17 protein-coding genes are annotated in these 24,857 nt (G+C 43.8%); 11 read left to right on the top strand and 6 right to left on the bottom strand.

Features of this window, described 5'->3' with window-relative positions; translation table 11 throughout:
• Positions 1 to 267 precede the first annotated feature (267 nt).
• Positions 268 to 1,215: a bifunctional precorrin-2 dehydrogenase/sirohydrochlorin ferrochelatase gene (locus tag ST37_RS15815; protein ID WP_084888091.1), complete on the top strand. Its 948-nt coding sequence runs from the start codon at positions 268 to 270 to the stop codon at positions 1,213 to 1,215.
• A 55-nt stretch (positions 1,216 to 1,270) separates the two neighbouring features.
• On the opposite strand, the gene ST37_RS15810 is transcribed toward ST37_RS15815, so the two are convergent.
• The gene (locus ST37_RS15810) at positions 1,271 to 1,753 is read right to left on the bottom strand and encodes a YajQ family cyclic di-GMP-binding protein (RefSeq protein ID WP_084888089.1); all 483 of its coding nucleotides are present in this window, start codon (positions 1,751 to 1,753) and stop codon (positions 1,271 to 1,273) included.
• Positions 1,754 to 1,764: 11 nt separating this feature from the next.
• Entirely contained in the window at positions 1,765 to 2,820 is a 1,056-nt protein-coding gene (locus ST37_RS15805) for a 3-deoxy-7-phosphoheptulonate synthase (RefSeq protein ID WP_084888087.1), read from the bottom strand.
• 175 nt (positions 2,821 to 2,995) lie between these two features.
• On the opposite strand from ST37_RS15805, the gene ST37_RS15800 reads away from it, so the two are divergent.
• Positions 2,996 to 3,664: a hypothetical protein gene (locus ST37_RS15800; RefSeq protein ID WP_084888086.1), complete on the top strand. Its 669-nt coding sequence runs from the start codon at positions 2,996 to 2,998 to the stop codon at positions 3,662 to 3,664.
• Positions 3,665 to 3,751: 87 nt separating this feature from the next.
• Entirely contained in the window at positions 3,752 to 4,228 is a 477-nt protein-coding gene (locus ST37_RS15795) for a DUF4442 domain-containing protein (protein ID WP_084888084.1), read from the top strand.
• 23 nt (positions 4,229 to 4,251) lie between these two features.
• Here ST37_RS15795 and ST37_RS15790 read toward each other — a convergent pair whose 3' ends face one another.
• Positions 4,252 to 5,622: a hypothetical protein gene (locus ST37_RS15790; protein ID WP_084888082.1), complete on the bottom strand. Its 1,371-nt coding sequence runs from the start codon at positions 5,620 to 5,622 to the stop codon at positions 4,252 to 4,254.
• 207 nt (positions 5,623 to 5,829) lie between these two features.
• On the opposite strand from ST37_RS15790, the gene ST37_RS15785 reads away from it, so the two are divergent.
• On the top strand, positions 5,830 to 6,672 hold the full coding sequence (locus ST37_RS15785) for a S1-like domain-containing RNA-binding protein (RefSeq protein ID WP_084888080.1): 843 nt from the start codon (positions 5,830 to 5,832) through the stop codon (positions 6,670 to 6,672).
• Between the two features lie 208 nt (positions 6,673 to 6,880).
• On the opposite strand, the gene rsmF is transcribed toward ST37_RS15785, so the two are convergent.
• The 3 genes from rsmF to ST37_RS15770 form a co-directional block, all read right to left on the bottom strand.
• Positions 6,881 to 8,308 (bottom strand): 16S rRNA (cytosine(1407)-C(5))-methyltransferase RsmF, encoded by a 1,428-nt coding sequence (gene rsmF / locus ST37_RS15780; RefSeq protein ID WP_084888079.1) that lies wholly within the window; start codon positions 8,306 to 8,308, stop codon positions 6,881 to 6,883.
• 113 nt (positions 8,309 to 8,421) lie between these two features.
• Positions 8,422 to 11,055, bottom strand: coding sequence for an MlaD family protein (locus ST37_RS15775; protein ID WP_084888077.1), 2,634 nt, complete (start codon positions 11,053 to 11,055; stop codon positions 8,422 to 8,424).
• Positions 11,052 to 12,323, bottom strand: a complete 1,272-nt coding sequence (locus tag ST37_RS15770) for a paraquat-inducible protein A (RefSeq protein ID WP_084888075.1) — start codon at positions 12,321 to 12,323, stop codon at positions 11,052 to 11,054. Before ST37_RS15770 ends, ST37_RS15775 begins: the two co-directional genes overlap by 4 nt.
• A 130-nt stretch (positions 12,324 to 12,453) precedes the next feature.
• Here ST37_RS15770 and ST37_RS15765 point away from each other — a divergent pair, with 130 nt between their 5' ends.
• The 7 genes from ST37_RS15765 (at position 12,454) to ST37_RS15735 (ending at position 24,824) form a co-directional block, all read left to right on the top strand.
• Positions 12,454 to 12,921 (top strand): GAF domain-containing protein, encoded by a 468-nt coding sequence (locus ST37_RS15765; RefSeq protein WP_084888074.1) that lies wholly within the window; start codon positions 12,454 to 12,456, stop codon positions 12,919 to 12,921.
• A gap of 131 nt (positions 12,922 to 13,052) precedes the next feature.
• The gene (gene proQ / locus ST37_RS15760; RefSeq protein ID WP_084888072.1) at positions 13,053 to 13,673 is read left to right on the top strand and encodes an RNA chaperone ProQ; all 621 of its coding nucleotides are present in this window, start codon (positions 13,053 to 13,055) and stop codon (positions 13,671 to 13,673) included.
• 17 nt (positions 13,674 to 13,690) lie between these two features.
• Positions 13,691 to 15,685: a carboxy terminal-processing peptidase gene (gene prc / locus ST37_RS15755; RefSeq protein ID WP_084888070.1), complete on the top strand. Its 1,995-nt coding sequence runs from the start codon at positions 13,691 to 13,693 to the stop codon at positions 15,683 to 15,685.
• A gap of 238 nt (positions 15,686 to 15,923) precedes the next feature.
• Positions 15,924 to 16,589, top strand: coding sequence for a hypothetical protein (locus ST37_RS15750; protein WP_084888068.1), 666 nt, complete (start codon positions 15,924 to 15,926; stop codon positions 16,587 to 16,589).
• 150 nt (positions 16,590 to 16,739) lie between these two features.
• Complete coding sequence (pepN, locus tag ST37_RS15745) at positions 16,740 to 19,358, top strand: aminopeptidase N (protein ID WP_084888066.1); 2,619 nt, start codon at positions 16,740 to 16,742, stop codon at positions 19,356 to 19,358.
• A gap of 236 nt (positions 19,359 to 19,594) precedes the next feature.
• Positions 19,595 to 19,813 (top strand): DUF2835 family protein, encoded by a 219-nt coding sequence (locus ST37_RS15740; RefSeq protein WP_084888160.1) that lies wholly within the window; start codon positions 19,595 to 19,597, stop codon positions 19,811 to 19,813.
• A gap of 169 nt (positions 19,814 to 19,982) precedes the next feature.
• Positions 19,983 to 24,824 (top strand): NAD-glutamate dehydrogenase, encoded by a 4,842-nt coding sequence (locus tag ST37_RS15735; RefSeq protein ID WP_084888065.1) that lies wholly within the window; start codon positions 19,983 to 19,985, stop codon positions 24,822 to 24,824.
• Positions 24,825 to 24,857 lie beyond the last annotated feature (33 nt).

The raw sequence follows: 24,857 nt of genomic DNA, 5'->3' as shown, positions 1-24,857 counted from the left end.
TAAGCTATGCACTCTTAGAATGCAGAAATGTTGCGCCCGTGTAAATAGTGCAACGTGCATGTTAATAGTGCAGAACGACATTAATGTCATGTTTGGCCTAATTAGTAGTCGTTTTAGTTGGTTTTTTGGTGTAAATGTAGCTTTAAATGTTAATTAGTATGATAATTTCACAGTAATAAACTAGTATTTTTAGAATTATGGAACGCTGGCAGCCCTTTGTTGCACTACTTTGGTGAGTCAGGCCAATTCTTAGGTTAAGGAGACCGTATGCAGTACTTTCCTCTATTTTTTGATCTTAATCACAAGCCAGTGACTGTAATTGGGGGAGGTGATGTCGCGTGTAGAAAAATAGAGCCTTTACTCAAAAGTGGTGCGAGTGTGACTCTGATTGCTCCTGAAGCACACCCAGATTTGCGGCAATTGGCGAAACAAAAACAGATTATTTGGATACCATCTACCTACGAGAAATCGTTGATTGATAATGCGGTACAAATCTGGGCAACCACTAATCAACCTAGCGTCAATCGACAAGTCTATAATGATGCAAAATCGTTAGGAATTATGGTGAACGTTGTTGACGATAAGCCCTATTGCGACTTTATAACTCCGTCGATGATTGAACGTGGTCCAATTCAACTCGCGATCAGCTCCGGTGGCGCTTCACCTGTATTGATTCGAAATGTTCGTAGAAACTTAGAAGCGGTGCTTCCGCAGAATCTTGCGCTACTGGCTCAATTTGCTCAAGATAATAGAGAGTGGGTTAAGTCAAATTACGCGACAGTCGAAAGCAGGCGACATTTTTGGGAAGCCTTTTTTGATATGACAGAGGTAAATAATGCATGTAGTGTCAAGCAGTTAGATGCAGCACTTCAAACATGTCATTCAAATATGCAGCCTCGTCGTTCAAAAGTGATTGTCGTCGAGTGGGGAGAAGATATCGAGTTATTGTCATTGAAGGCTGCAAGGCTTATGCAATTAGCTGATGTTGTTTATAGTCAACCTGACATTCCTCGTGAATACATAGAGATGTCTCGTCGAGATGCCGACAAAAAGAGTTTTTCTACGCTTCAAGAGTATCAATTTTTGCTTAATAAGCTTGAAACAAGCGATGATAGTGAGGGGCTGACACATGTGGTCTTTGTCGATAAGCGAAATCGAGACAGTTACCAGCCAAAGGCGACTCTAGTCGAGTACGTCTATTACGCAACCTACTAACAGTAAAGCCGGTCGTTAGACCGGCTTTACTTAATATTGATAGCGATTAAAGAGATCAGTCTCGAAAGTTATCGAACTGAAATGGCTGGCCTAATTCGGCACCACGTATCAACGCCATTGTAGCCTGTAGGTCATCACGCTTTTTACCGGTTACACGTACTTTCTCGCCTTGTATAGCCGCTTGAACTTTAATCTTTGCGTCTTTGATGGTTTTAACCACTTTTTTCGCCGTTGGTGTGTCTATACCTTGTTTAAATTCAACAACCTGGCTCCATCTTTTCCCAGACGCTGATGGTTCCTTAGACTCCATCGCATTTACGTCAACGCCGCGCTTAGTGAGGTTTCCGCGCAGGATGTCGCGCATCTGCTTTAACTGAAAATCGCCTTCAGCACTAAGCTTTACGTTGTCGTCGACTTTTTCAAAGCTCGCTTCAACGCCACGAAAGTCAAAACGAGTTGAGAGTTCACGGTTGGCGTTATCGACTGCGTTACTCAGTTCAACGGTATCAATTTCAGAAACAATATCAAATGAAGGCATGTTAACTCCTGCTATTTTTGAGTGCTTTTTACTGCATCCGCCAAGATATCTAGCATCGCAACGGTGTTATCCCAGCTTAAACATGGATCGGTAATTGATTTTCCATATTCAAGATTGTTAATGTCCGTCATCGGCTGATTCCCTTCTTTAATGAAGCTTTCAGCCATGATGCCACCAATTTGTGTGCTACCAGAGCGAATTTGCTGCGCAATATCTTTGGCGACATCGAGCTGCTTATTGTGCTGTTTTTGGCAGTTAGCGTGACTAAAGTCGACCACGACACGTGGAGGAAGGTCAAACTCTGCCAACGCTTGGCAAGCGTTTGAAACCGACTCACTATCAAAGTTCGTCCCAGTATCACCACCGCGTAGAATCACGTGGCCAAAAGGGTTACCGCTGGTGCGATAGACCGTCATGCGACCAGACTTATCTGGAGAATAAAAGTAATGAGACGCTTTAGAGGCGCGCACAGCATCGATGGCGATTTTTACATTACCATTGGTGCCATTTTTAAATCCAACCGGGCAAGACAAGGCTGAGGCCATTTCGCGGTGAATTTGTGACTCTGTGGTACGCGCACCGATTGCACCCCATGAAATTAGGTCGGTAATGTACTGACCAGTGATCATATCGAGAAATTCTGTGGCTGTTGCAAGGCCCAGCTTGTTAATATCAAGCAGCAGTTTTCGAGCTTTGCTTAAACCGGTTTCTAGCGCGTAGGAACCATCAAGATTTGGGTCAGTAATTAGACCTTTCCAACCCACAACAGTCCGAGGCTTCTCGAAGTAGGTACGCATCACAATGAAGATTTGATCGCGATACTTTTCCTGCAGCGCGTTAAGGCTTGCTGCGTACTCCATTGCGGCTTCAGTGTCATGGATAGAACAAGGACCGACAATAGCAAGCAAACGTGGGTCTTGACCCGTTAGGATCTGCTCAATAGTTTGGCGAGAGTGCGCTATGTGCTCGGCCACTTCATTTGTCAGTGGGTGAGTAGCGACAAGCTCACTAGGCGTTGGCATCGGACCTAGTGGCTGTGTGCGAAGTTCATCAGTTTTTAAAGGCATTGTTCTAAGCTTTTTCATTTGTGAGCGCATAAGATAGCGGAAAAAGCCGGTGGAATAAACACTTTAACTGTTGCAAGAGGCATAGGTACAAATGTTTGTTGATTGTCGCTAGGGTTTCGAGTCTGAATACGGTAATCTCGTCGTAACAGATTGAAAATGTAGTAAGGAGCTGACATTGAGCAACCAACAGTCTTGGTGTAAACCGATCGTACAACCAGAATCAAACGAAAGTGTAGGCAATTGGATCGATATTCCTACATTGCTTAGTGAGCATACCAGTGATTTAGCCACCCAAATTGAGCAAGTCACCACTCAAATGACGTCTCTGAGTCAAGACGAGCCGTTGTACTTGGTCTTCCCCAAAGCAGTGCCTCATGCTGAGCCATTGTGGGACGCATGTTGCAACATCGCCACTTCGCTTAAAGCAAAGGGGTACGTACTTAATGTGGTTGTCCCGTATGTTCGCTTAATGAGCGAAGCAGCATCGGCTATTGATGCGCTGGCGGCGCATGGGCTTCCTCGCGGGATCCCTGGGTTGAAGGTGCTGATGAGTGTCAGTAGTGCGGCGTCTGCGTTGGCGTTAATCAAGCTGATTTCGTATGTTGACGGCGTGGTTGTAGACGTAGAAGAGTTGGGGATGAGCACGTTCGCAACATCACAGCTTGATAGTCCAATGCAATCGAGCGCTGTGTTAGAACAGTTGGTGTATGACTGTATATTGTCGGCGTCAGAGGCTGGGAAACCTTGCTTTATCGGGCCTAACGCTTTAGTGACACCGTCACTAAAAGAGCGAGTTGCGGATAAGAAACTACACATATCAGGCGTGATCAACACATTGAAATAATAAACCTTTGTTAAAAAGTTGTTGTCTTGTTGTGGGTGGAGTAGGATAACTGGTCTAATCAGTTGTAAAATTTTTAGGGAACCCTGAATGCTTTCTCCACTCACTAAAGCCAATCTTGGTTTATTGCTATTTGCTTTTCGTAAAGTCCCCCTTATTTGGATGACACGTCCACGTTTGCTCGCCATTGACGGTGAACAAGTGCAAGTGAAGCTCCCACTTAATCGTCGCAATAAAAACCATCTTAACAGTATGTATTTTGGCGCGTTGGCCGTTGGTGCTGATGTAGCCGGTGGCTTTTTAGCGATGCATAAAGCGCAGCTGCTAGGCAAAAAAGTCTCGCTGGCGTTTAAGTCGGTGCAAGGTGAGTTTTTAAAGCGCCCTGAAGCTGACGCTGTGTTCGTGTGTAAAGATGGCGCGTTAATCGACGACATGCTTAACCGAAGTATCGACACGGGAGAGCGTATTAATGAACCGGTAGAGATTTTAGTTTATTGCCCAACGCTGTCTAAAGACGAAGTCATGGCCCGTTTCGCGTTGACGTTGTCGGTAAAGGTTAAGTCATAACTGTATCGTCTATGTGAGTCGCGTTAGGACGTCTTATTATCTAACGGTATTTTTTCTATATCGACAATTTTAGAACGGCTCACGATCAATTTAAATCTAGAGTAGATAGGCGCGCCATCGTGTCGATCTTCTTTTACGATCAGATTAATTAAGTGGCGCTTTTCGACGTTCTCACGGCTCACCTGCCCGTCATTAAGGCTATAAATTCGATTAGAGTTTCTATCCATGAAACGAGTAATAGGACGTAAATTAAACATCATGCTCTCGCGGGTCTGTTCATAACCACTGAGAAACAGTGTTGTCGAAAGGGCAGCTTTCGAATGGTAGTGCAGTACTTGTTCCTCACGCTGTGAAACTCGGGTTTTACGAATGGTTTTGATTCGATCTGGTAGTGATTCAAACCGAGTATAGTCAAGCCATTCTAGCTTTCCGCCAACACGTTTTTTTGTACTAGGGTCAATATAATCTTTACGCCATTTAGGCTTACCTTTACGTATCCAACGCCACATCACATCACGCAGATCGTCTTTGAAGATTTCTCGCAGCGCGTAAATAACACTCATAGCAAACACAAAAGAAGCGGTTATTTCACCCAAATAGTCCCGTGCAGCGATCAATGACAGCGATACAAACACCATGACCAGACCGGTTGCAATGCCTTTAATAGCGCGGCTTTGGTTTTTACCAACCGTTGAGGTTTTACTTTTAAGTACAATAGGATGCTCTATCAAGCGTCGAAGCAATCGCATTTTGTTGGACAAGCGAGTGACGTCTTCATTGACTTTTTTACTATTGTATTTATTTAGAACGCGATGCGCTTGTTCGCGCTCGCAAATGGTAATGAGTCTGTCACGCAATAGAGTGTATTCCTTACCTCTGGGAAGGTGCGCAACTAAGGCTAAAAACTTTTGTTCGGTGTACCAAGAGAGGTAATTGTCGATGTTGATGTAGTAGCGTACTTGGGCTTCTTCATACGGCACGGAGCGACGTAATTTTTTGAGAATATCAAGAGACAAGTGAATAACTTCGTCCACTTCATCTTCTGTGACGGTGTCAGTTGACTTAATCGAGGCGCGCAACCCGTTGACCGCTGAGTCAAGCGCAATCACGTACTGATAAGCATACAAGCTTAAACTGACACGGTATTGATTGTCCGATAGCTTACCACGCTTAGCCAATCGGCTATGCACCAGTGGAAGGTGAGTCTTATCACTGAAATAAGCTCGTTTTTCGGTCATGGCGCTGTAGTACAGCTCATTCTCGGATAAAACTTGGCTATTGATTCCTATTTCACTGGGGAAGAAAAAGTAAAAGTCTAAGTCTAAGCGTTTAGCCGATTCCATGACGTGAGAAACTTTGAGTGTTAATGCGTCTAATTTATCGACTGAAATCAAATGACTATCTCCTTTTTTGCTCTCTTTCCATGTTACGCAATTGCTCCAGCAGATACAATTATCTCTGGTCTTTTAAGCAATGCTTTTCAACAAAAAAGGGCAACACAGAGCGGGAACTAAGCATCATTAAACAAATGCTGCAAACTTATGTTCGAAAAACCCTTCTCACAGAGTATACTTAGCGCAAATAAGTAAGTGTGGCCAAGTATGATTAATGTAGGACAAATCAATCACCTCAAGATTGATAGACAAACCGATTTTGGATATTTCTTAGATGCAGCTGACTACGGCAGCGTGTTATTACCAAAAAACTTGGTAAAAACTCCGCTCAAAGTAGGGGAGTCCGTCGATGCGATGTTGTATTTCGATTCAGACAACCAACTTTGTGCAACCTGTGAAGAGCCTATTGCTCAAGTCGGTCAATGGGGGTTGATGAAGGTTGTGGGTGTTAACGCAACAGGAGCGTTTGTCGACTGGGGAATAAAAGCAAAAGATTTGTTGATACCGTTTAGTGAACAGCGCCGTCGTTTTGCTGAAGGCCAAACTGTGCTCGTTTATGTGTACACCGATAAAGCCAGTGGCAGAATTGTCGGCACTACCAAGTTCAATAAGCTGTTGGACAAAACGCCTGCGACTTACGAGAACAATCAGAAAGTGTCGATAGTGATCGCTGAAAAAAGTGACCTGGGCTATAAAGCCATCGTAGAGGGCACTCACTGGGGGATGATTTTTACATCGGATGTATTTGGAAAGCTGTTTATTGGTAAAACGTTATCGGCATACATTAAAGACGTACGCGACGATGGAAAAATAACCCTATCGCTACAAAAAATGGGTGTGGCGAAATTTGATGAGTTAAGTGAGCGTATACTCGATTTACTCAACAAAAAAGACGGGTATTTGCCTATAAGTGATAAATCGTCACCAGAGGCAATTTTCGATCTATTTAGAACTAGCAAAGGCACCTTTAAAAAGAGCATCGGCACATTATATAAAGCACGTAAGATCACGATTGAACGTGATGGAATTCGTCTTGCCGATAGCGAGTGATAAGCGCTGATCTTACCTATGTTATTTAGGTAACACCTTAGTAAAGAATTAAAACACCCTGCACTCAGCAGGGTGTTTTTTTTACCCAAAAAAGAGCCCAGAACTTATCCTGTTCTGGGCTTAGGGGAATGGCTCTTTTTCAGAGCCTGCGCTAATCGTTGCTTTTATTTTAGTACAGGCTGATAAGAATGCCATTTATAAGGCTTGGTTAGAATGATATACCGTCTCGAACCAGTTCTCGTGGCAATCCATTTTTAATACGATTGCCAACCCACTTGCCAAGCCCGATGGGTTTTCCATTGTGCAAAACAAATACAGAGCCTTTCCCTACAGTGGACTCGCTGGGTCTTATATCTTGTCCTTGATACCACTGTGATAATTCTTCGGGCGTTAACTCTATGCCCGTTAAGTGACTATTTTGAGCAAGGCTCACTACCGTTTGCGCAGACCATTTGATGCCTTTTTTGTGCAGCTCTCCTAGTTTACTGCCAATTCGTTGAAAGCGAACACAGTCTAGTAGTGGCGCGATCTCTGTGGGAAATAGCCACAGCTCTTTGTCTCGCTGCCAAAGATCCAGTTGATTCAAATCTATGTCTATTTTTAGCTCAGTTGTCAGGCGCTCGCGCGTGTCTAGAACGGTTTTCTTACTGCATCGTTCAAAGGGGAACTTGCCGCGTTTCTTACTCGATTTTGGCGCCGTAACGCTGTCCGTTTTGGTTAGCTTCGCAACAAAGAAGCCTTCGCTGTCGTAATGATGCGGGTAAACGTGTAACGCACCATTTACCGTGGCAGAGCGGCTAGCACCGTCAAATAGTGTCGTGAGATCGTCTATACGGATGCTCGATTCAAACGTTTGTAGTGCGTGTTCGACAACGTCTTGGTTTTCAAGGTGATTGAGTGTGCAGGTTGAATACACCAAACTACCACCGGGCTTTAACGCGTAAAAGGCACTCTCGATTAAACGTTTCTGTAGCTCAGCAATATCGTTGGTTGAAGAGAGACTCCAGTTTGCCATTGCGTGCTCATCTTTACGAATAGCACCTTCGCCGGAGCACGGAGCATCCAACAAAATAGCGTCAAACTGCTCGAAACAATATTCGCCAAATACCGTGGCATCAAAATGAGTGATTGCATGATTAAGAACACCGCAACGCTCAAGATTGTGGTGCAAAATTTTGATTCGAGAAGCAGACAGCTCGTTAGATACTAAAGAGCCTTGATTATTCATATATACCGCGAGCTGAGTCGACTTAGAACCAGGGGCGGCTGCCATGTCGAGCACTCGCGTAGGCTTTACTAGGTTGTTAAATAGAGCCACCGGCGGCATCATAGAGCTGGCTTCTTGGATATAAAACAGGCCCGTCATGTGCTCGATACTATTGCCCAGCGCACGCTCACTCTCGTCGGCCTCAATCCAGAACCCTTCTTTACACCAAGGAATTGACGTTAAGGTCCAGTCGTGTTGCTTAGCAATACGAGTAAACTCTTCAACGCTAGTTTTAAGCGTGTTAACGCGAATACTTTTTCTTAAAGGTTGTCGACAAGCTTGAATAAATGTATCGAGTTCATCTTTAGAAGAGAGTTGGGATTCAATTAGGTCGATGTAGTCATCAGGAATAAAAACGTTAGCGTGCACAATTAATCTCAGGAATCTAGCAGTATTGGCAGTAGTGTACTGAGTTTATCGATGCCAAACCACCACTTAGTCACGTTGCGCGGCCAAGTGGTGGGTGCTGATTGTCCGTTGTGCTATGGCTTAGGTATCGCGGTGCGCCACGCTAGCCATTTTGGATCGGCTTGAGGATGCAAAATAAAACTGCTGTTTTCTTTGGCAACCGGTCTCAACGCTTCATCTGGTGTCGCAAATGCGATACCACCGTTAATAATGCTGTCGATTGTACCCGCTTTGATGTTTGCACCACTGAGACCAATAGAGACGTCCAATCCAGATTCATTCCAAAAATAGGTGTTACTGCGGATCAGATAGGTGAATTCATTAGAGATTTCAACAGTAATGAGTATGCGGTCAGACAACGAACCAAGCTCAACATCGACGACTTGGCCGACAGAGAGGTTTCTAAAGTGGACCGGGGTGCCAATATTTACTGAGCTTCTGTGCGGCGTTTGCAAAACATACTGCGTGGATTGTTGCTCCTTGCTCGTGTAATCAAGGTCAAACGTCAACTGCTTGGCACCACCCGATACAGGACTAACATCAATGACAGGCACAATGGCCGCAGATAAGTTTTTAACCCCTTCAAAACTTATTTGTGGCTGTCTTACCGTATAGCGCGTGCCAGCGGTAGCGAGTGCGCGAGCGTATTCTGGATAAAGACGTGCTGTATAGCTAATTAAGCCAGTATTAAAGTTAGGATGCATCTGCGTAACTTCGCCGACCTGAACACTTTGGTAATGAATAGCCGTTCCCACGTTTATATTGTTCGCCACACCCGAGGTTAACTCGATCGTTGTACCAAAACTTACCGCAGACTTGTAGCTGTCGAAAAGCGTGTAATAGCGCCCGGTTTTATTGCTGATTTGTGGTCCGTTGTCAAAGGCGATGGCACCTTGCAACAGCTTGCTAAGCGGTTGGGCTTCAATTGATACTCCCGCGAGCGAGGCATCAATGGCTACGCCAGAATGATTCCAAAAAACAGTGGTGTCTTTAATGAGATGTTGATAATTTTTGTCGACTAACAGATCAACCACCATGCCTTGGTCTGTGAGTTGATACGATTTCACCTGCCCAACAGGTAAATTGCGATACAAAAGGGGGCTTCCGACACTAACAGAAGGCAATGTGCTGCTTAGTAGCTGCACTTTTTGTTGGCCAATAGCGCCGTAATTTGCAAGCTCTGCCAATTGCTGGTTCTGATACAGCGTAAATTGATTTTTACCCGAAGCGGTGCCTTGGCTGGTAAAACCGATCGATCCCGCTAGCAATTGTGGAACGGGTGGTATGTCTACATTTAGAGCACCATCGGTAAATTGTGCTGATATTTGCGAGTTAAGGTAAAAGCGATTGCCGTTTTTAATTAAAGACGAGAACTCTTTTTCTACCAGTACTTCGATGGCGACTTCGTTGCCGGTTAATGAGACGTTGCTCACTTCGCCAACTTGAATGCCTTTATAGACGAGTGGGGAGCCGCTGGATAAACCAAAGCTTTGATCCGCAATAAGAGTGATGAGTTGCGCGTTGTTGGTTTGGACGCTAAGTTCATTTTGACCTATAGCAACAAAACGTCGTGCTTTTTCACCTTCTCCAGCAATCAAACTCAAGTGATTGCCTTTGATTAAGTTGGACAAATTTTCTAGTTTGGTCACCGACAATTTTGCTTCTTCAATTACCCAACTTGAGCCTGTATTGAGTAAATCAGCAAACATAGGTTCGACGGTGGCCTTAGCAAATATTTGCTCACGGTCTTCGGACAAATAGACGTTATTAATCACGCCAATCTCTAAACCTTTGAACAGCAGAGATGCGCCATTGTTGGCGATTCCGTGAGACTCAGGTAGGGCGATGGTAATCGATATTCCTCGACCGGCTGTTTCTACATCAGGATATAACTGGAAGCTGTGCTTTGCATCTATGGCGTCCCCTTCTTCTGGTAGATCGACGGCAATGGCACCACTGATCAGTGCAGATAGAGACTCCATTTTAATATCGACACCATTTAGGCCAAATGATGTTCGAATACCACTGACATTCCAGAATCGACTATTTTGATTAATGAGGTTTTGATAGCGTGGGTAAATGACCGCATCTATATGAATGTCTTTGGACTGTCTATCCAGCTCATAGTTGTATACTTCGCCAATAGGGATTTTTTTGTACAGTATTTTAGATCCAATATTGATCGAGCCTAAATCCCTTGACACCAGTTCAATAGGCAAACCTTGCTTTAATAATGCGTCGCTAGGACGTTCACTCAGTGCGGTATAGACATACTCTTTTCGTTTTTCGGGCTCACTACTGGGCAAAATGGATATGTAATTACCCGAGACAAGGGCATCTAAGCCAGTCACACCCGAAATCGACGCCGAAGGCTTCACTAACCAAAATTGAGTATCCTCACCGAGCAATTTAGTTGCTTCGGGGTAAATATCAGCATCGACATAGATCTGGCTCAGATCGTCTGCAAGATTAATGTCGCGGACCATCCCTATCTCTAGGCCTTGATAACGAATCGCGGTGCGGCCCGCAATCAGACCTTGGGCATCTGCAAAATAGATTTGTACCTGTTGGCCAGCCTCTTGTATGGCTTTAGTCACAAACCAACCTGCAAGGATGAGTGTCAGTGCTGGAATTATCCATACCGGTGACATACCACGGTCTTTACGAAGCGTAGGTTTCGCGGGAGAGTGGTTGGCAGGAGTGGTCATTGATTCACCTTTTCATTGATATTACGCCAAATGAGATTGGGCTTGAGAGATTCGGTTGCCAGCATAGTAAAAAACACCACAACGGCAAAAGCAATAGCGCCTAAACCAGGTATGAAGTTAAGAATTTGTCCACGGTCGACCAATGTTAGCATGATGGCGATCACTAGAATGTCCATCATAGACCACTTGCCAATCCATTTAACGGCAAAGTAAATAGTCATTCGTTGTCGATGAAATCGTTGTCGATCAAACTGAATGGCTAACAATATATAAGCAATGCCGATGATCTTAAAAATCGGCACAATAATACTGGCGATAAAAATAATAGCTGCAATACCTGACATATCATTCTCAATGAGTGAGGCTATTCCTGACAAGATCGTATCTTCAAGACGCTGCCCGTTAGTAAAGAGAATCGAAATGGGGATGAGATTCGCTGGCACAATTGCGACAGTAGCGATAAGCAAGAATCCCCAGGTGTTGCGGACCATTTTATAGTCGTTACTGGGCTTAATGAGACTTTCACATCGCTCACAATGCCCGTGCGCTGTTTGGGTTAAGTGGCAATGTGGACAATCAACTAGGATTTCTTCGTTACTGTGCTCGCTTACAGTGACGCTACTGTGCTCGTGTGAAAAGTCGGCATGTCGCGTTTCAAACACTTCCCAATATCGCCGGCTGCTTAAGCGTGTAATGAGCAGTAGTATAAGAATCTGCAAAAGGGCGAGAAATAAGAGTCCATGGCGAAAATAGAGATCAGAGTAATCTTGAAGTTTGAAGGCCGAAATGGCTATTGAGATTAAAAATACATCCAACATCATCCAATGCTTAAACCATTGAATGGCGGTTAAGCTACGTTTCAACCAACGCCTGCTTCTATAGCGAATAGCCCACTCAGCCACAAAGGTGGCAATAAGAACAACAGCTGGAGTCATTATGGTGGTTAGCCCTACAAATAACGCCAGGCTTGTAAAACCATCGTGATAAAGCGCAGCGACGCCTCCCCATAAACTAGCCGTGATCCATTCACCTATTAATCGAATGGATAAAAAAGGTTCGAAAAGAGCAGGGTAGAATAGCACTGCGCAGGCAATCGCAAGAGGAAGGTTTCCTGCAACATTAATTGACTTTCCTCGATAAAGCTGAGTATTGCAGCGCGGGCAATAAGCACTCTCTTGTTCAGGCAGTGACAACCATTCCACTGGGAGATCGCAGTGCTGGCAAACTCGAGTTTGCGATTTCAATGATGTAGAGGCTTGAAAACTCACTCATTAGTACCCAGATAGTGATTATTACACTCTCAGTGTATAGTGCTTTGACATTGGTGCGAACCTATTTGTCAAAAATTGCAACAAAACAATTATTAAATCAAGCAGATGTAAGAGAATTAAAGTCATCATGGAAAGACCTGATTATAACAGTATTACGGCACAAGCGGTCGCACTTACAGAAGGCGAAACCAATTTAATCGCTAACCTATCCAACCTGTCAGCTATTTTGGATATGGCTCTTGCCGACATCAATTGGGTGGGTTTCTACCTGTTTGAAGAGAGCAGTAAACAATTAGTGCTGGGACCATTCCAAGGCAAACCAGCGTGCGTAAGAATTGAGCCCGGTAAGGGGGTTTGCGGTACGGCATTTGCCACGCAAAGTATTCAACGTATTGAGGATGTCCATCAATTTGAAGGGCACATCGCCTGTGATGCTGCAAGTAATTCAGAAATAGTACTGCCGCTATGGGTCAATGGAGTGTGTATCGGTGTACTCGATATAGACTCGCCAAATTACAATCGCTTTACTGCAGATGACGAACAAGGTCTACATCACTTTATTACTCGAGTTGGTGAAACTTTGTCCAACATCTAAGGTGTTTTTCAAGAGAAGTGTAATTAATTCTACTTAAACACACTGATGACGGTGGTTTTTGATTCCTTTCTCTCTATAATACAGCCCAGATTTTAAATAAAAATGCGCAACGAGAGTTACCAGGATCCAAAATGGAAAACACAGATAAATTGAAAACTACCAACGAAGTTATCGCTTATGTTGCTGAATGCTTCCCTAAATGCTTTTCTTTAGAGGGTGAAGCGAAACCTTTAAAAATTGGTATTTTTCAAGACCTTGCTGAGCGATTGGATAATGATCCAAAAGTAAGCAAGACCCAACTTCGTCAGGCGCTTCGCAAATACACGTCTTCTTGGCGCTACCTACACGGCGTTAAAGCAGGAGCCATTCGTGTTGACCTAGATGGCAACGACAGTGGTGTACTTGAAGAAGAGCACGTAGAACATGCGAAAAAAGCTCTAGCAGAAAGCAAGGCTCGAGTTGTTGAACGCCGCAAAGAGAAAGCGGTTAAGGCGAAACAAGAAAATCGTACTGCGAACGCTGAACCAAAAAAGAACAAACCACGTAAGAACAAGCCTAAGCAAGAGAAAAAGCCAGAAGTGACTCGTGCACCAATGGAACAAAAGGATGTTGTTGCTGGTAAAACCGTTCATGTGAACATGGGCAAAGGTGATATGCCAGCGACAATCGTAGAAGTCAACAAGGATGACGTACGTGTTCAGTTAAACAACGGCCTTCAAATGGTTGTAAAAACGGAGCATTTACGCGCCTAGCGGAGTAATTCTCACTGATGAAAATTCGTTTTAAGCGTACTATGATCGCAGCCAGTTTGTGTTTGGCTGCGAGTAGTTATGCGGTTGAGTCTGAGCTGTCAAAGTCAGACCTTCCGATCCTTTCACCAGAAGTACAACATCAGACTGCGGCCAAACGTGTCACCTCAAGGTTTACTCGTTCTCATTACAAGCATTTTAGTCTCGATGACGAATTTTCTATTCGAATTTTCAATCGTTACATCGATATGCTCGACTACAATCGCAGTATCTTTACTGAGGTTGACATTGAGTCGTTTGCAGAACAATCGACGACGCTTGATGACGAGTTAAAAAGTGGCACTAACAAAGTCGCTTTCGATATCTACAACTTGTCGATGCAGAAACGCTTTGAACGCTTCCAGTACGCATTAGCGTTGTTAGATGACGAGATCACTTTTGATGGCGATGAGACGATTGAATTGGATCGCTCTGAAGCGTCATGGCCATCCAGTCAAGCCGAACTGGATGAGTTATGGCAAAAACGAGTCAAGTATGACGCGTTGAATTTGGCTCTGGCGGGTAAAGAGTGGGAAGAGATTAAGGATGTTCTAACCAAGCGCTATAACAACGCTATGAAACGTTTGACTCAGTCTCAAAGCGAAGATGCTTTTCAGTTGTACATGAATGCCTTTGCCCGTGAAGTGGATCCACATACGAGTTACTTATCGCCACGTAATGCTGAAACTTTCCAGGCCGAGATGAATTTGTCGCTGGAAGGTATTGGTGCAGTTTTACAAATGACTGACGATTACACCGTCATTCGTTCATTGGTTGCTGGTGGTCCAGCGTCTAACAGTAAAGCGCTTAACGAAGGTGATAGAATCATCGGCGTTGGCCAAGATGGCAAAAACGTTGTGGATGTCATTGGTTGGCGACTTGACGATGTGGTAGCGTTAATTAAAGGGCCTAAGGGCACCAAAGTTAACCTGCAAATTTTACCTGAAGGTAATGATGCAAAAAGTCACACTGTCACTATTGTCCGTGACAAGATCCGTTTAGAAGATCGAGCTGTAAAATCGGAAGTCATTGAAAAAGAGGGTAAAAAGTTTGGTGTTTTAGAAGTACCAAGTTTTTATGTCGGCTTAGCTAAAGATACCGATGCGCTAATCAGCGAACTGAAGAATGATAATGTAGACGGTATTATTGTTGATCTACGTAACAATGGTGGCGGGGCATTGTCAGAAGCCACTGCGCTGTCAGGTCTATTTATTACCCAAGGACCTATTGTTCAAGTTCGAGATAGTTATGGACGAGTAACGGTGAATGCCGACAATGGCAATACCATTAGTTATGACGGGCCATTAACGATTCTTGTTAATCGATACAGTGCTTCAGCCTCTGAAATTTTTGCGGCTGCGCTTCAAGATTACGGACGAGCAATTGTTGTAGGTGAAAATAGTTTTGGTAAGGGTACGGTTCAGCAGCATCGTTCTTTGAATCACATCTATGATTTATTTGACAAAGAATTAGGGTACGTGCAATACACTATTCAAAAATTCTATCGGATTGACGGTGGAAGTACTCAAAATAGAGGTGTTGTTCCTGATATTGCTTATCCGACAGCGATCGATCCTGCTGAAACAGGTGAAAGCGTAGAAGACAATGCATTGCCTTGGGATCAGATTGATGCTGCAAAATATCAAGTGCTTGCAGATCGTTCTCAGCAAATCATATCGTTGACCTCGCAACACCAAGCGCGTATAGCGGATGATTTGGAATTTCAGTTTATCGCTGAAGATATAGAAGATTACAAGACCAAGAAAGAGAACAATGTTCTTTCTTTAAATCTGGAGGCACGAAATGCCGAAGATGATGGTGAAGAAAATCTCAGATTGAAACGCATCAATCAACGCCGTGTATTAGAAAAGCAAGAGCCTTTTGACTCGCTCGACGACGTACCCGATGACTATGAAGCGCCAGATCCATATTTAGATGAAACCGTAAACATAATGTTAGACATGATTAAACTGTAACTATCATTGTAAAATGACGGATTGAATTAAACCCTTAACTTAGGTTAAGGGTTTTTTATTGTTTATTCACTAGGTATCTATGAGTGCTTGCCAATGCAGATAAGGCTAAAAATTAAAAAAGTGCTGCTACGTAAATCACATGTTTTTGATAACCCCAAAGTGTGATATTGATCCAAAAAATTGCGAAACACGTATATATCAACCAAACTAATTACAGTAAATCGGGTGAGGGGGATCTATGCATAGGGCCTTTAATGCGTTTTTTATAACCATCGTTCTGACACTGGTATCTTTTACTAGCGCTGCAGAAAAAAACCGTAATACGTTCGATTACCCCTTTTTGCTGGGGGATTGGTATTTGCTAAACCCTAACGTAGAAAACGGAAATGACGATTTTAGAACCATTCGACTTTCATTTACTTCCAATTTCGATTTCTTAATTCAGATTCAAAAGCGCGATTATAGTGTAGACCAGTGGTCGGGCAGCTATAGTGTCGGGGATGAAGCCATTGTTCTTGGGCTAAACACTGATATTCCTCAATATTACGAGTATAAGATCAGTCACAACAGACTGTTGCTGAATGGAATTACCTTCTACAAATTGCTGAACAAAGAAATGGCGGGCATTTGGACCAGCGAAAGCTTGTCCGGAGACGATATTTTGGCGAGCAATGTGTCAAAAATGGATTTGGTTCTACAACCCGATTTTGTTTTCTTGTTCCGTTCGAGTAATGATAATGGTGCTCAATCTGTACACCATGGTGTTTACTACATTGAAAACGATCAACTGATTTTGCTCTACGAAAATGGTGAGCATGAATCAACCTTTACCCTTGAAGATGACCAGCTGACTTTAGAGGGTGAAGAGAGTGACATGTTTGCGGTACTAAATAGAGTGAAATGACATGATATTTTAACAACTGATTGATTTACAGACAGAATGCGAGGTATGGCGGTGGCTATGCCTCGCTTTTTTGTTGTTAAAGGTTGAATTTATAACAGATTGCCCTTATCAATAAGGGTATTGTATGGAAACAAGTGTTTAGGAAACAGAATGACCACTCAGTCAAACGAAAACAAACCGCAAGCGAAGTACCGCAAAGATTACCAAGCGCCATCACATCTAATTCAAAAAACCGATCTCTACTTTAATTTAAATGAAGCGCAGACTCGCGTTATTGCTACCTCAACGGTTACCCAAAATGGTGAAAGTAATACTTTGTCATTGGTTGGTGAGCAGCTTAATTTAGTCAAATTGCTCGTGAACGATGTTGAGCATTCTGATTTTGAGAACAAGGAAGGCGGTCTAGACATTTTTTCCCTCCCTAAAGAGTTCACGCTTACCATTGAAACAGAAATAGACCCTGTGAGTAATACCGCGTTGGAAGGGTTGTATAAATCTGAGGGTGCTTACTGCACTCAATGTGAAGCCGAAGGTTTTCGCCGAATTACCTATTTCCTTGACCGACCGGACGTATTGGCCATTTACACTACAACCATTGAAGCTGACAAAAAAGCGTACCCCTACTTACTCAGCAATGGTAACAAAATTGACGCTGGTGATTTAGACAATGGTCGCCACTGGGTTAAGTGGAACGACCCGCATCCAAAACCAAGTTATCTGTTTGCGCTTGTCGCCGGAGATTTTGATGTGGATCGAGACGTTTTTGTTACCCGCTCTGGTCGTAAAGTTGACCTAGAAATATTTGTGGATAAAGGCAATTTGGATCGTACACCTCATGCCATGCTGTCTTTGAAAAACTCAATGAAATGGGATGAAGAACGATTTGATTTGGAATATGACCTCGACATTTACATGATTGTTGCCGTCGACTTCTTTAATATGGGGGCGATGGAAAACAAAGGGCTAAACGTCTTTAACTCCAAATTTGTGCTCGCGAATAACCATACCGCCACCGACGCCGATTACCTCGACATCGAACGCGTTATTGGTCACGAATATTTCCACAACTGGACGGGTAACCGCGTGACGTGTCGCGACTGGTTCCAACTAAGTTTAAAAGAAGGTTTAACAGTATTTCGTGATCAAGAGTTCTCATCTGATCTTGGCTCTCGCGCAGTTAATCGTATTTCGAATGTTCGCACCATGCGTGGACCGCAATTTGCTGAAGATGCTAGCCCAATGTCACATCCAATTCGCCCTGAAAAAGTGATTGAGATGAATAACTTTTACACCCTAACGGTGTATGAGAAAGGCAGTGAAGTGATCCGTATGATGCATACGTTGTTGGGTGAGGCTCGTTTCCAAAAAGGGATCAAACTTTACTTCGAACGTCATGATGGTACTGCGGCGACGTGCGACGATTTTGTTGCAGCGATGCAAGATGCATCTGGCGTAGATTTGTCTCAGTTTAGTCTTTGGTATAGTCAGAGTGGGACACCGCAACTTTCGGTTACCAGTCGCTTTGATGAGCAATCAAAAAGCTTTACGCTTACGGTGAGTCAAACGACGCCGTCGACTCAAGATCAGCAAACCAAACGTCCATTACACATCCCATTTGATGTTGAGCTTTACTCATCGACTGGTGAGATCATACCAATGGTGATAAATGGCCAGGAGGTGGACAATGTTCTCAATGTTACTGAAGAGTCTCAATCCTTCGTCTTTGAAAATATCGATGAAGCGCCGATCCCTTCACTGCTTCGTGAATTTTCTGCGCCGGTTAAACTGGACTATGATTATTCCGATGCGCAACTCGTTACCTTGCTGAATCACGCGACAAACGCGTTTGCAAAGTGGGATGCAGGGCAGATGTTGCTGGCAAAATACATTAAGTTAGGTGTAGAGGCTTATGCTAAGCAAGCAGAATTTGCCTTAAGTCAGGACGTGCTTGATGCATTTCGAGGCATCTTGCTCAACCCAGATCTAGATCCTGCATTTATTAGCGAGGTACTCACAATTCCATCACACAATGAAGTGTCTGGATGGTTTGAGACGGTCAATGTTGATGCTATTGCCTCTGTGCTAAAAAGCATAAAAGTGCAGTTGGCCACTGAGCTAGAAGATGAATTCAGCGCCACGTACCACAGTTTGGTGCAGCACAATTACGATATTTCTCATCCGAGTATTGGTAAACGTGCGCTGCGAAATCTAAGTCTAAGTTACCTAGCGTATTTGCCAAAGTATGGAGAGACTGTGAAGGCACATTATGAAAATGCGAACAACATGACTGACAAAACCGCTGCACTATATTGCGCTAACAGTGCGTCATTGCCAGTGCGACAAGGCTTAATGGAACAGTTTAGTTCTGAATGGTCCCACGATGGTTTGGTCATGGATAAGTGGTTTATGCTGCAAGGTTCTAATCCAAGTTCGACGGCGTTAGAAGGAATCAAGCACGCTATGACGCACAGTGCGTTTAGCTTAAAAAACCCTAACCGCACTCGAAGTTTGATGAGCAGTTTTTTCAATGCAAACCCTGTTAACTTTCATGCAATCGATGGTTCCGGTTATCAATTTGCAGGTGAGATCATCGCGCAAATGAATACTATCAACCCGCAAGTTGCGTCTCGACTGATCGATCCGTTGCTTAAATTCAAACGCTTTGATGCTACGCGCCAACAATTGATGAAACGTGAACTTGAAAAACTTCGTAGCATGGATGGTTTAGCGGCAGACTTGTTTGAAAAAGTCACCAGTGCACTGGCATAATTCTGGGCTGGACTCATACCAATCGAAGAAGTTTACTGGTCAGAAATTTGCGACGGAAAAATCGCTGAGAACAGGGCAAAGATTGCCGTAGATAGTTGCTCTACCAACAAGATCTTTAACACTGTTATCAGTGATTTCAACCAGCAAGAATGATCAGGTCATTGCGTTGGTATAAGAGTGGGTAAGGGGAGTGACTGCTCCTCTTACTTTTTTAAATGGTTAAACACGCGTTAATAATGAAACAGTTTCACTTTTCAATCAGCCTCACTCCGCAAGAATTTAAACTGGCGTACTCCGGCAGTGTAAAACATGTGATCGTTCTAACGGACGAGGGAAGTCGCGTGCAAATTCCAGTGATGCGATTACAACCTTTTTTACTTCCTAACGGCGTGTTTGGACGCTTTCGCCTTATTATTGACCACAACAATAAGTTTGTTCGGTTAGAAAGGCTATAGAACCTTCAGTACAAAGATAGATATTTAGCACCTCGGTCACATTCCCAAATATTCACCTATTAACACCCCACAAAAATCTAACCTTTAGGCAATAAACCCATTACAATATTGCTATCGACATTGTGTTGATTTGCCTACAATAAAAGATAAAGATTTAGTGGAGCGTAATATGCCTGCACGTGAAACCCTAGTTCCTGTCCTACTTGAAAAAGTTTATCATCTAATCGAAACAAAAATCGATGATGACCAGAGTCCGCTCGTCTTAAAGCTCGCAAAGCATCTATTTAGTAATATTTCACACGACGATTTGTTACAGCGTAACGAATCCGATCTGTACGGTGCCATAGTCAGTATATGGAAACATCTGTCAGATACACCCAATGCACAGCCTTCTGTAAAAGTATTTAATCCAACGGTGGCACACCACGGTTGGAAGTCTACCCACACCATTGTTGAAATTGTTATGCCTGACCAACCGTTTTTGGTCGACTCTATCAAAATGTGTTTGGCACGTTTAGACATTACCTCGCACCTTATGCTTCATGGCCCAACGGTTATTCAATACGAAGAGGGTGCAATAACTGACATCGACAAAACCTCGCAAGGATTTAAGCATTCGATTTTTCATATAGAAGTCGACAAAATGAATGACAAACAGTCAATGCAAGCGTTAGAGCAAGAGTTGAATGAAATTATCGCTGATACTGATCTCGTTGTTCGAGATTGGCAGCCGATGGCCGATCGTTTGCAAGAGGTGATCACCGAAGTTGAGACTTATACCGAAAACGTCAATATAGACAATCAACATGTCGCCGAGACGGTGAGCTTTCTGCGCTGGTTAAGCGATCATAATTTTACCTTTATGGGGTACAAAGAGTTTCGACTTTTAAAAGAGTCAGATGAAACGGCGTTGACGCCAACAGAGGAAAATGGATTAGGGTTATTTAGTGAGCCTAAACGAGTAAGAGCGGTCAAGCTGTCTGAGTTTTCGGCAGCCGCACGAAGCGAAGCTCGCAAACCTTACTTGCTGATCTTAACCAAAGGTAATAAACCCTCGCGGATCCATCGACCGGCTTACACCGATTATATCGGAATTAAGATCTTTGATGATAAGGGTAAGGTGATCGGAGAGCATCGATTTACTGGGCTGTATACGTCTGCGGTGTACAACCAAAGCGTGGCAAATATTCCTCTGGTTAAAGAAAAAGTCTCTAGGATCCTTGAGTCTAGCGGGTATTTAGTGGGATCGTATTCTTACAAAGCGTTAAATAATATTCTAGAAAACTACCCGCGTGATGAGCTACTTCAAGCCAAAGAAAAAGAGTTGTTAGACACTGGAATGGGCGTGGTGCAAATGCAAGATCGCGATTTAATTCGAGTGTTTGTACGTAAAGACCCGTTTGGACGATTCCTCAGTTGTATGGTGTATGTGACCAAAGATCGCTACAACACAGAGTTGCGCAAGCAAACTCAAAAAGTGTTAAGTCGTTATTTTGGCACACAAAAAACGGTAGAGTTTACGACTTACTTCTCGGAAAGCCCTCTTGCGCGCACGCACTACATTGTGCGTGTTGACGATAACAGCATGGATGTGGACGTAAAATTGATTGAACAGAACTTGATGGAAGCCTCTTCGAGTTGGGACGATCGTCTCAAAGAAAGTATTGTTGCAACCTACGGCGAAAATGACGGATTGGCATTGTCTAAAGAATACATGCATGCCTTCCCACGTTCGTACAAAGAAGCGATGCTACCCGGTTCGGCAATCGCTGATATTCAAAAACTTGAAGCACTCAGCAATGATCAACGTTTGGGCATGCTTTTCTATCGATTACAAGAAGAGCGCAGTAGCTCGAACGCCGTTCGTTTGAAACTGTACAATTTGAATGAACCATTGCACCTTTCTGACGTGATGCCGATGTTGGAAAACTTAGGATTGCGTGTGATCGGTGAGTCTCCTTACGAGATCGAGCGAGGCAATGGAGAAACAAGCTGGATCTTGGATTTTTCGATGCTGCATAAGTTTGATACTGCCATTGATCTTGAGCAATCAAGAGATCGTTTTCAACAAGCTTTCGCGGCCATTTGGAACGGGCAACTGGAAAATGATGGGTTCAATCAACTCGTACTCGGTGCGGATCTTAATGCGAGAGAAGTTACCATTTTACGCGCGTACGCTCGTTACATGAGACAAGTGGGTTTCCCTTTTAGCCAAAGCTATATAGAAGAAACATTAGTAAGTCATACTGATATAGCGCATATGCTGGTCGAGTTGTTCCATGCCCGCTTTGATCCAAATGTCGGTCAACGAGAAAACAAGCAGCAGCAGATCATAGAGCAGATCGATACGGCGCTTAATGAAGTCGAAAGTTTGGATGATGACAGAATCATACGCCGCTATTGTGAAATGATGCTTGCAACAGTTCGAACTAATTATTACCAGACTCTCAATGGGCAACCAAAAGCCTCTCTATCTCTCAAGTTATTACCTAATGAGATCCCAGAGATACCGAAACCTGTTCCCGCATTTGAAATTTTTGTGTATTCGCCAGACATTGAAGGTGTGCATCTACGAGGCGGTAAAGTAGCGCGGGGTGGTTTGCGTTGGTCGGACAGACAAGAAGACTTTAGAACAGAAGTGTTGGGCTTAGTAAAAGCGCAGCAAGTAAAAAATACAGTGATAGTGCCAGTAGGAGCTAAAGGCGGATTTGTGTGTAAACATCAGCACAAATTTAAAACTCGTGATGAGGTATTTGCTGAAGGGCAGCGCTGCTATAAGCAATTCATCCGAGGCCTACTGGATCTTAGTGATAATTTTGTCCAAGGAGAATTAACACCTCCAACCAATGTGGTTCGTCATGATGAAGATGATGCTTATTTCGTGGTTGCCGCCGATAAAGGTACAGCAACATTTTCGGATCTCGCGAACTCAGTATCTGAAGAATACAATTTTTGGTTAGGTGATGCGTTTGCCTCTGGAGGATCAAATGGTTATGACCACAAAGCCATGGGGATCACAGCCAAAGGCGCGTGGGAGTCGGTAAAACGTCACTTTAGAGAACTTGGCATTAACTGCCAAACCACCGACTTTACCGTTATGGGTATTGGTGATATGGCGGGGGATGTATTTGGCAATGGCATGTTGCTATCGAAACACATTCGTCTGCAGGCGGCGTTTAACCACATGCATATTTTTATCGATCCAAATCCGGACTCTGCCAGCAGTTGGATCGAGCGTGATCGTTTATTCAAATTGCCACGATCGTCGTGGGAAGATTACGATCAAGCGTTGATCTCGACGGGTGGTGGGATCTTCTCTCGAAGAGCAAAATCGATCCCGCTCTCTGTAGAGATCCAGCAAATGTTAGGCACAGACAAAACCAAAGCGTCTCCAAACGAATTGATCCAAATGATTCTAAAAATGGAGGTTGATCTCCTTTGGAATGGTGGGATCGGTACTTACGTGAAAGCGTCCACAGAGACTGATTCGGAAGTTGGGGATCGGGCCAATGATGCACTGCGGATAAATGGTAGAGAGCTCAGAGCTAAAGTTGTCGGTGAGGGCGGTAATTTAGGACTTACGCAACTTGGGCGAATAGAGTACGCATTAACTGGGGGGCGCGTAAACACTGATTTTGTCGATAATGTTGGTGGTGTAGACAGCTCAGATAACGAAGTGAATATAAAGGTGCTGCTAAACAGTGTAGTTGCGGCTGGTGACATGACAATGAAACAGCGCAACCATTTACTTGAAGAAATGGAAGAAGAAGTCGGCCAAATTGTGCTCGAGCATGCTTATTGCCAATCTGAGTCGATCTCTATTAGTGATACCTTGGGCGCATCGGGTGTGAAAGAACAACTTAGATTCGTGCATCAACTAGAAAAGTCAGGGCAATTGGATCGCCAATTGGAATATTTACCTGACGACGAAGAATTCGCAGAGAGAGAAAAGTCTGATATCGGTTTGTCTCGACCAGAGCTGTCAGTATTGGTCGCGTATGGCAAGATGGGGCTAAAAGAACAGTTGGCGTGTGATGAAGTTGCAGCTGATGAGTACCATGCGGCGCTATTGACCAACTATTTCCCCACTAAGTTACGCACCCAGGAGTTACAGCGTAACATGTTGGCGCACCCGTTACGAGCAGAGATTGTCGCAACCGCACTGGCGAATCAAATTGTCAATGAGATGGGATGTAATTTTGTTGCGCGCCTGCAAGAAGAGACAGGTGCTAAAGTTGTCGACATTGCCAACGCTTATGCTGCGGCTAGGCATGTTTTTGGCATGGGACATTGGATTGAGAAGATTCGCCGATTAGATAATGTGATTTCTACAGAGGTTCAATATGAGCTGCTGTTTACCATTCGCAGTGTGTTGCGCCGATTATCTAAGTGGTTATTGCGAAATCGTTCGCACAAATTGTCCGTCGTCGAAATTATTGAGCAATACCAAGCCGATGTCGATAAAATTGTTATCAATCTAGATCGGTTCTTAGTTGAGACTGAGGTGAATGAGCACGAGCAAGTTGCCGAGAATTGGCAACAGCAAGGTGTCACTGCCGATATTGCTCATTTCGTTTCTCGCTTGTCATCGTTATACAGTAGCTTTGATATTTCAATCGTCGCTAAGGAATGTGGTCACTCAATAGAAGTGGCAGCCAAACTCTACTTTACATTGGGTGATCGATTGTCACTTCACTGGTTCTTAAATCAGATCAACAGTAAGGTGGTCGACAATAATTGGCAAGCGCTCGCAAGGGCAGCGTTTAGAGAAGACTTAGATTGGCAACAGAGACAATTATCGAGCCAGGTATTGCGCAGTCAATGCATCGATAATTTTGACGATGTAGCGCAAGTCATCGAATGTTGGATTGCGTCGAATTCAGAGCCAGTAGCACGTTGGATGAGCACTTTGGATGAGTTTAAAGTCGGTTCTACACATGAATTTGCAAAATTCTCGGTCGCAATGCGCGAGTTAGTGCTATTAAATTTGAATTGCGAGTCAAAAGAGTAAATAATAACGCCCCGTTTATACGGGGCTTTTTTT

It is taken from the genome of Vibrio sp. qd031, from assembly GCF_002100145.1.
Classification (GTDB): Bacteria; Pseudomonadota; Gammaproteobacteria; order Enterobacterales; family Vibrionaceae; genus Vibrio.
This window is presented reverse-complemented; position numbering and strand designations above follow the sequence as displayed.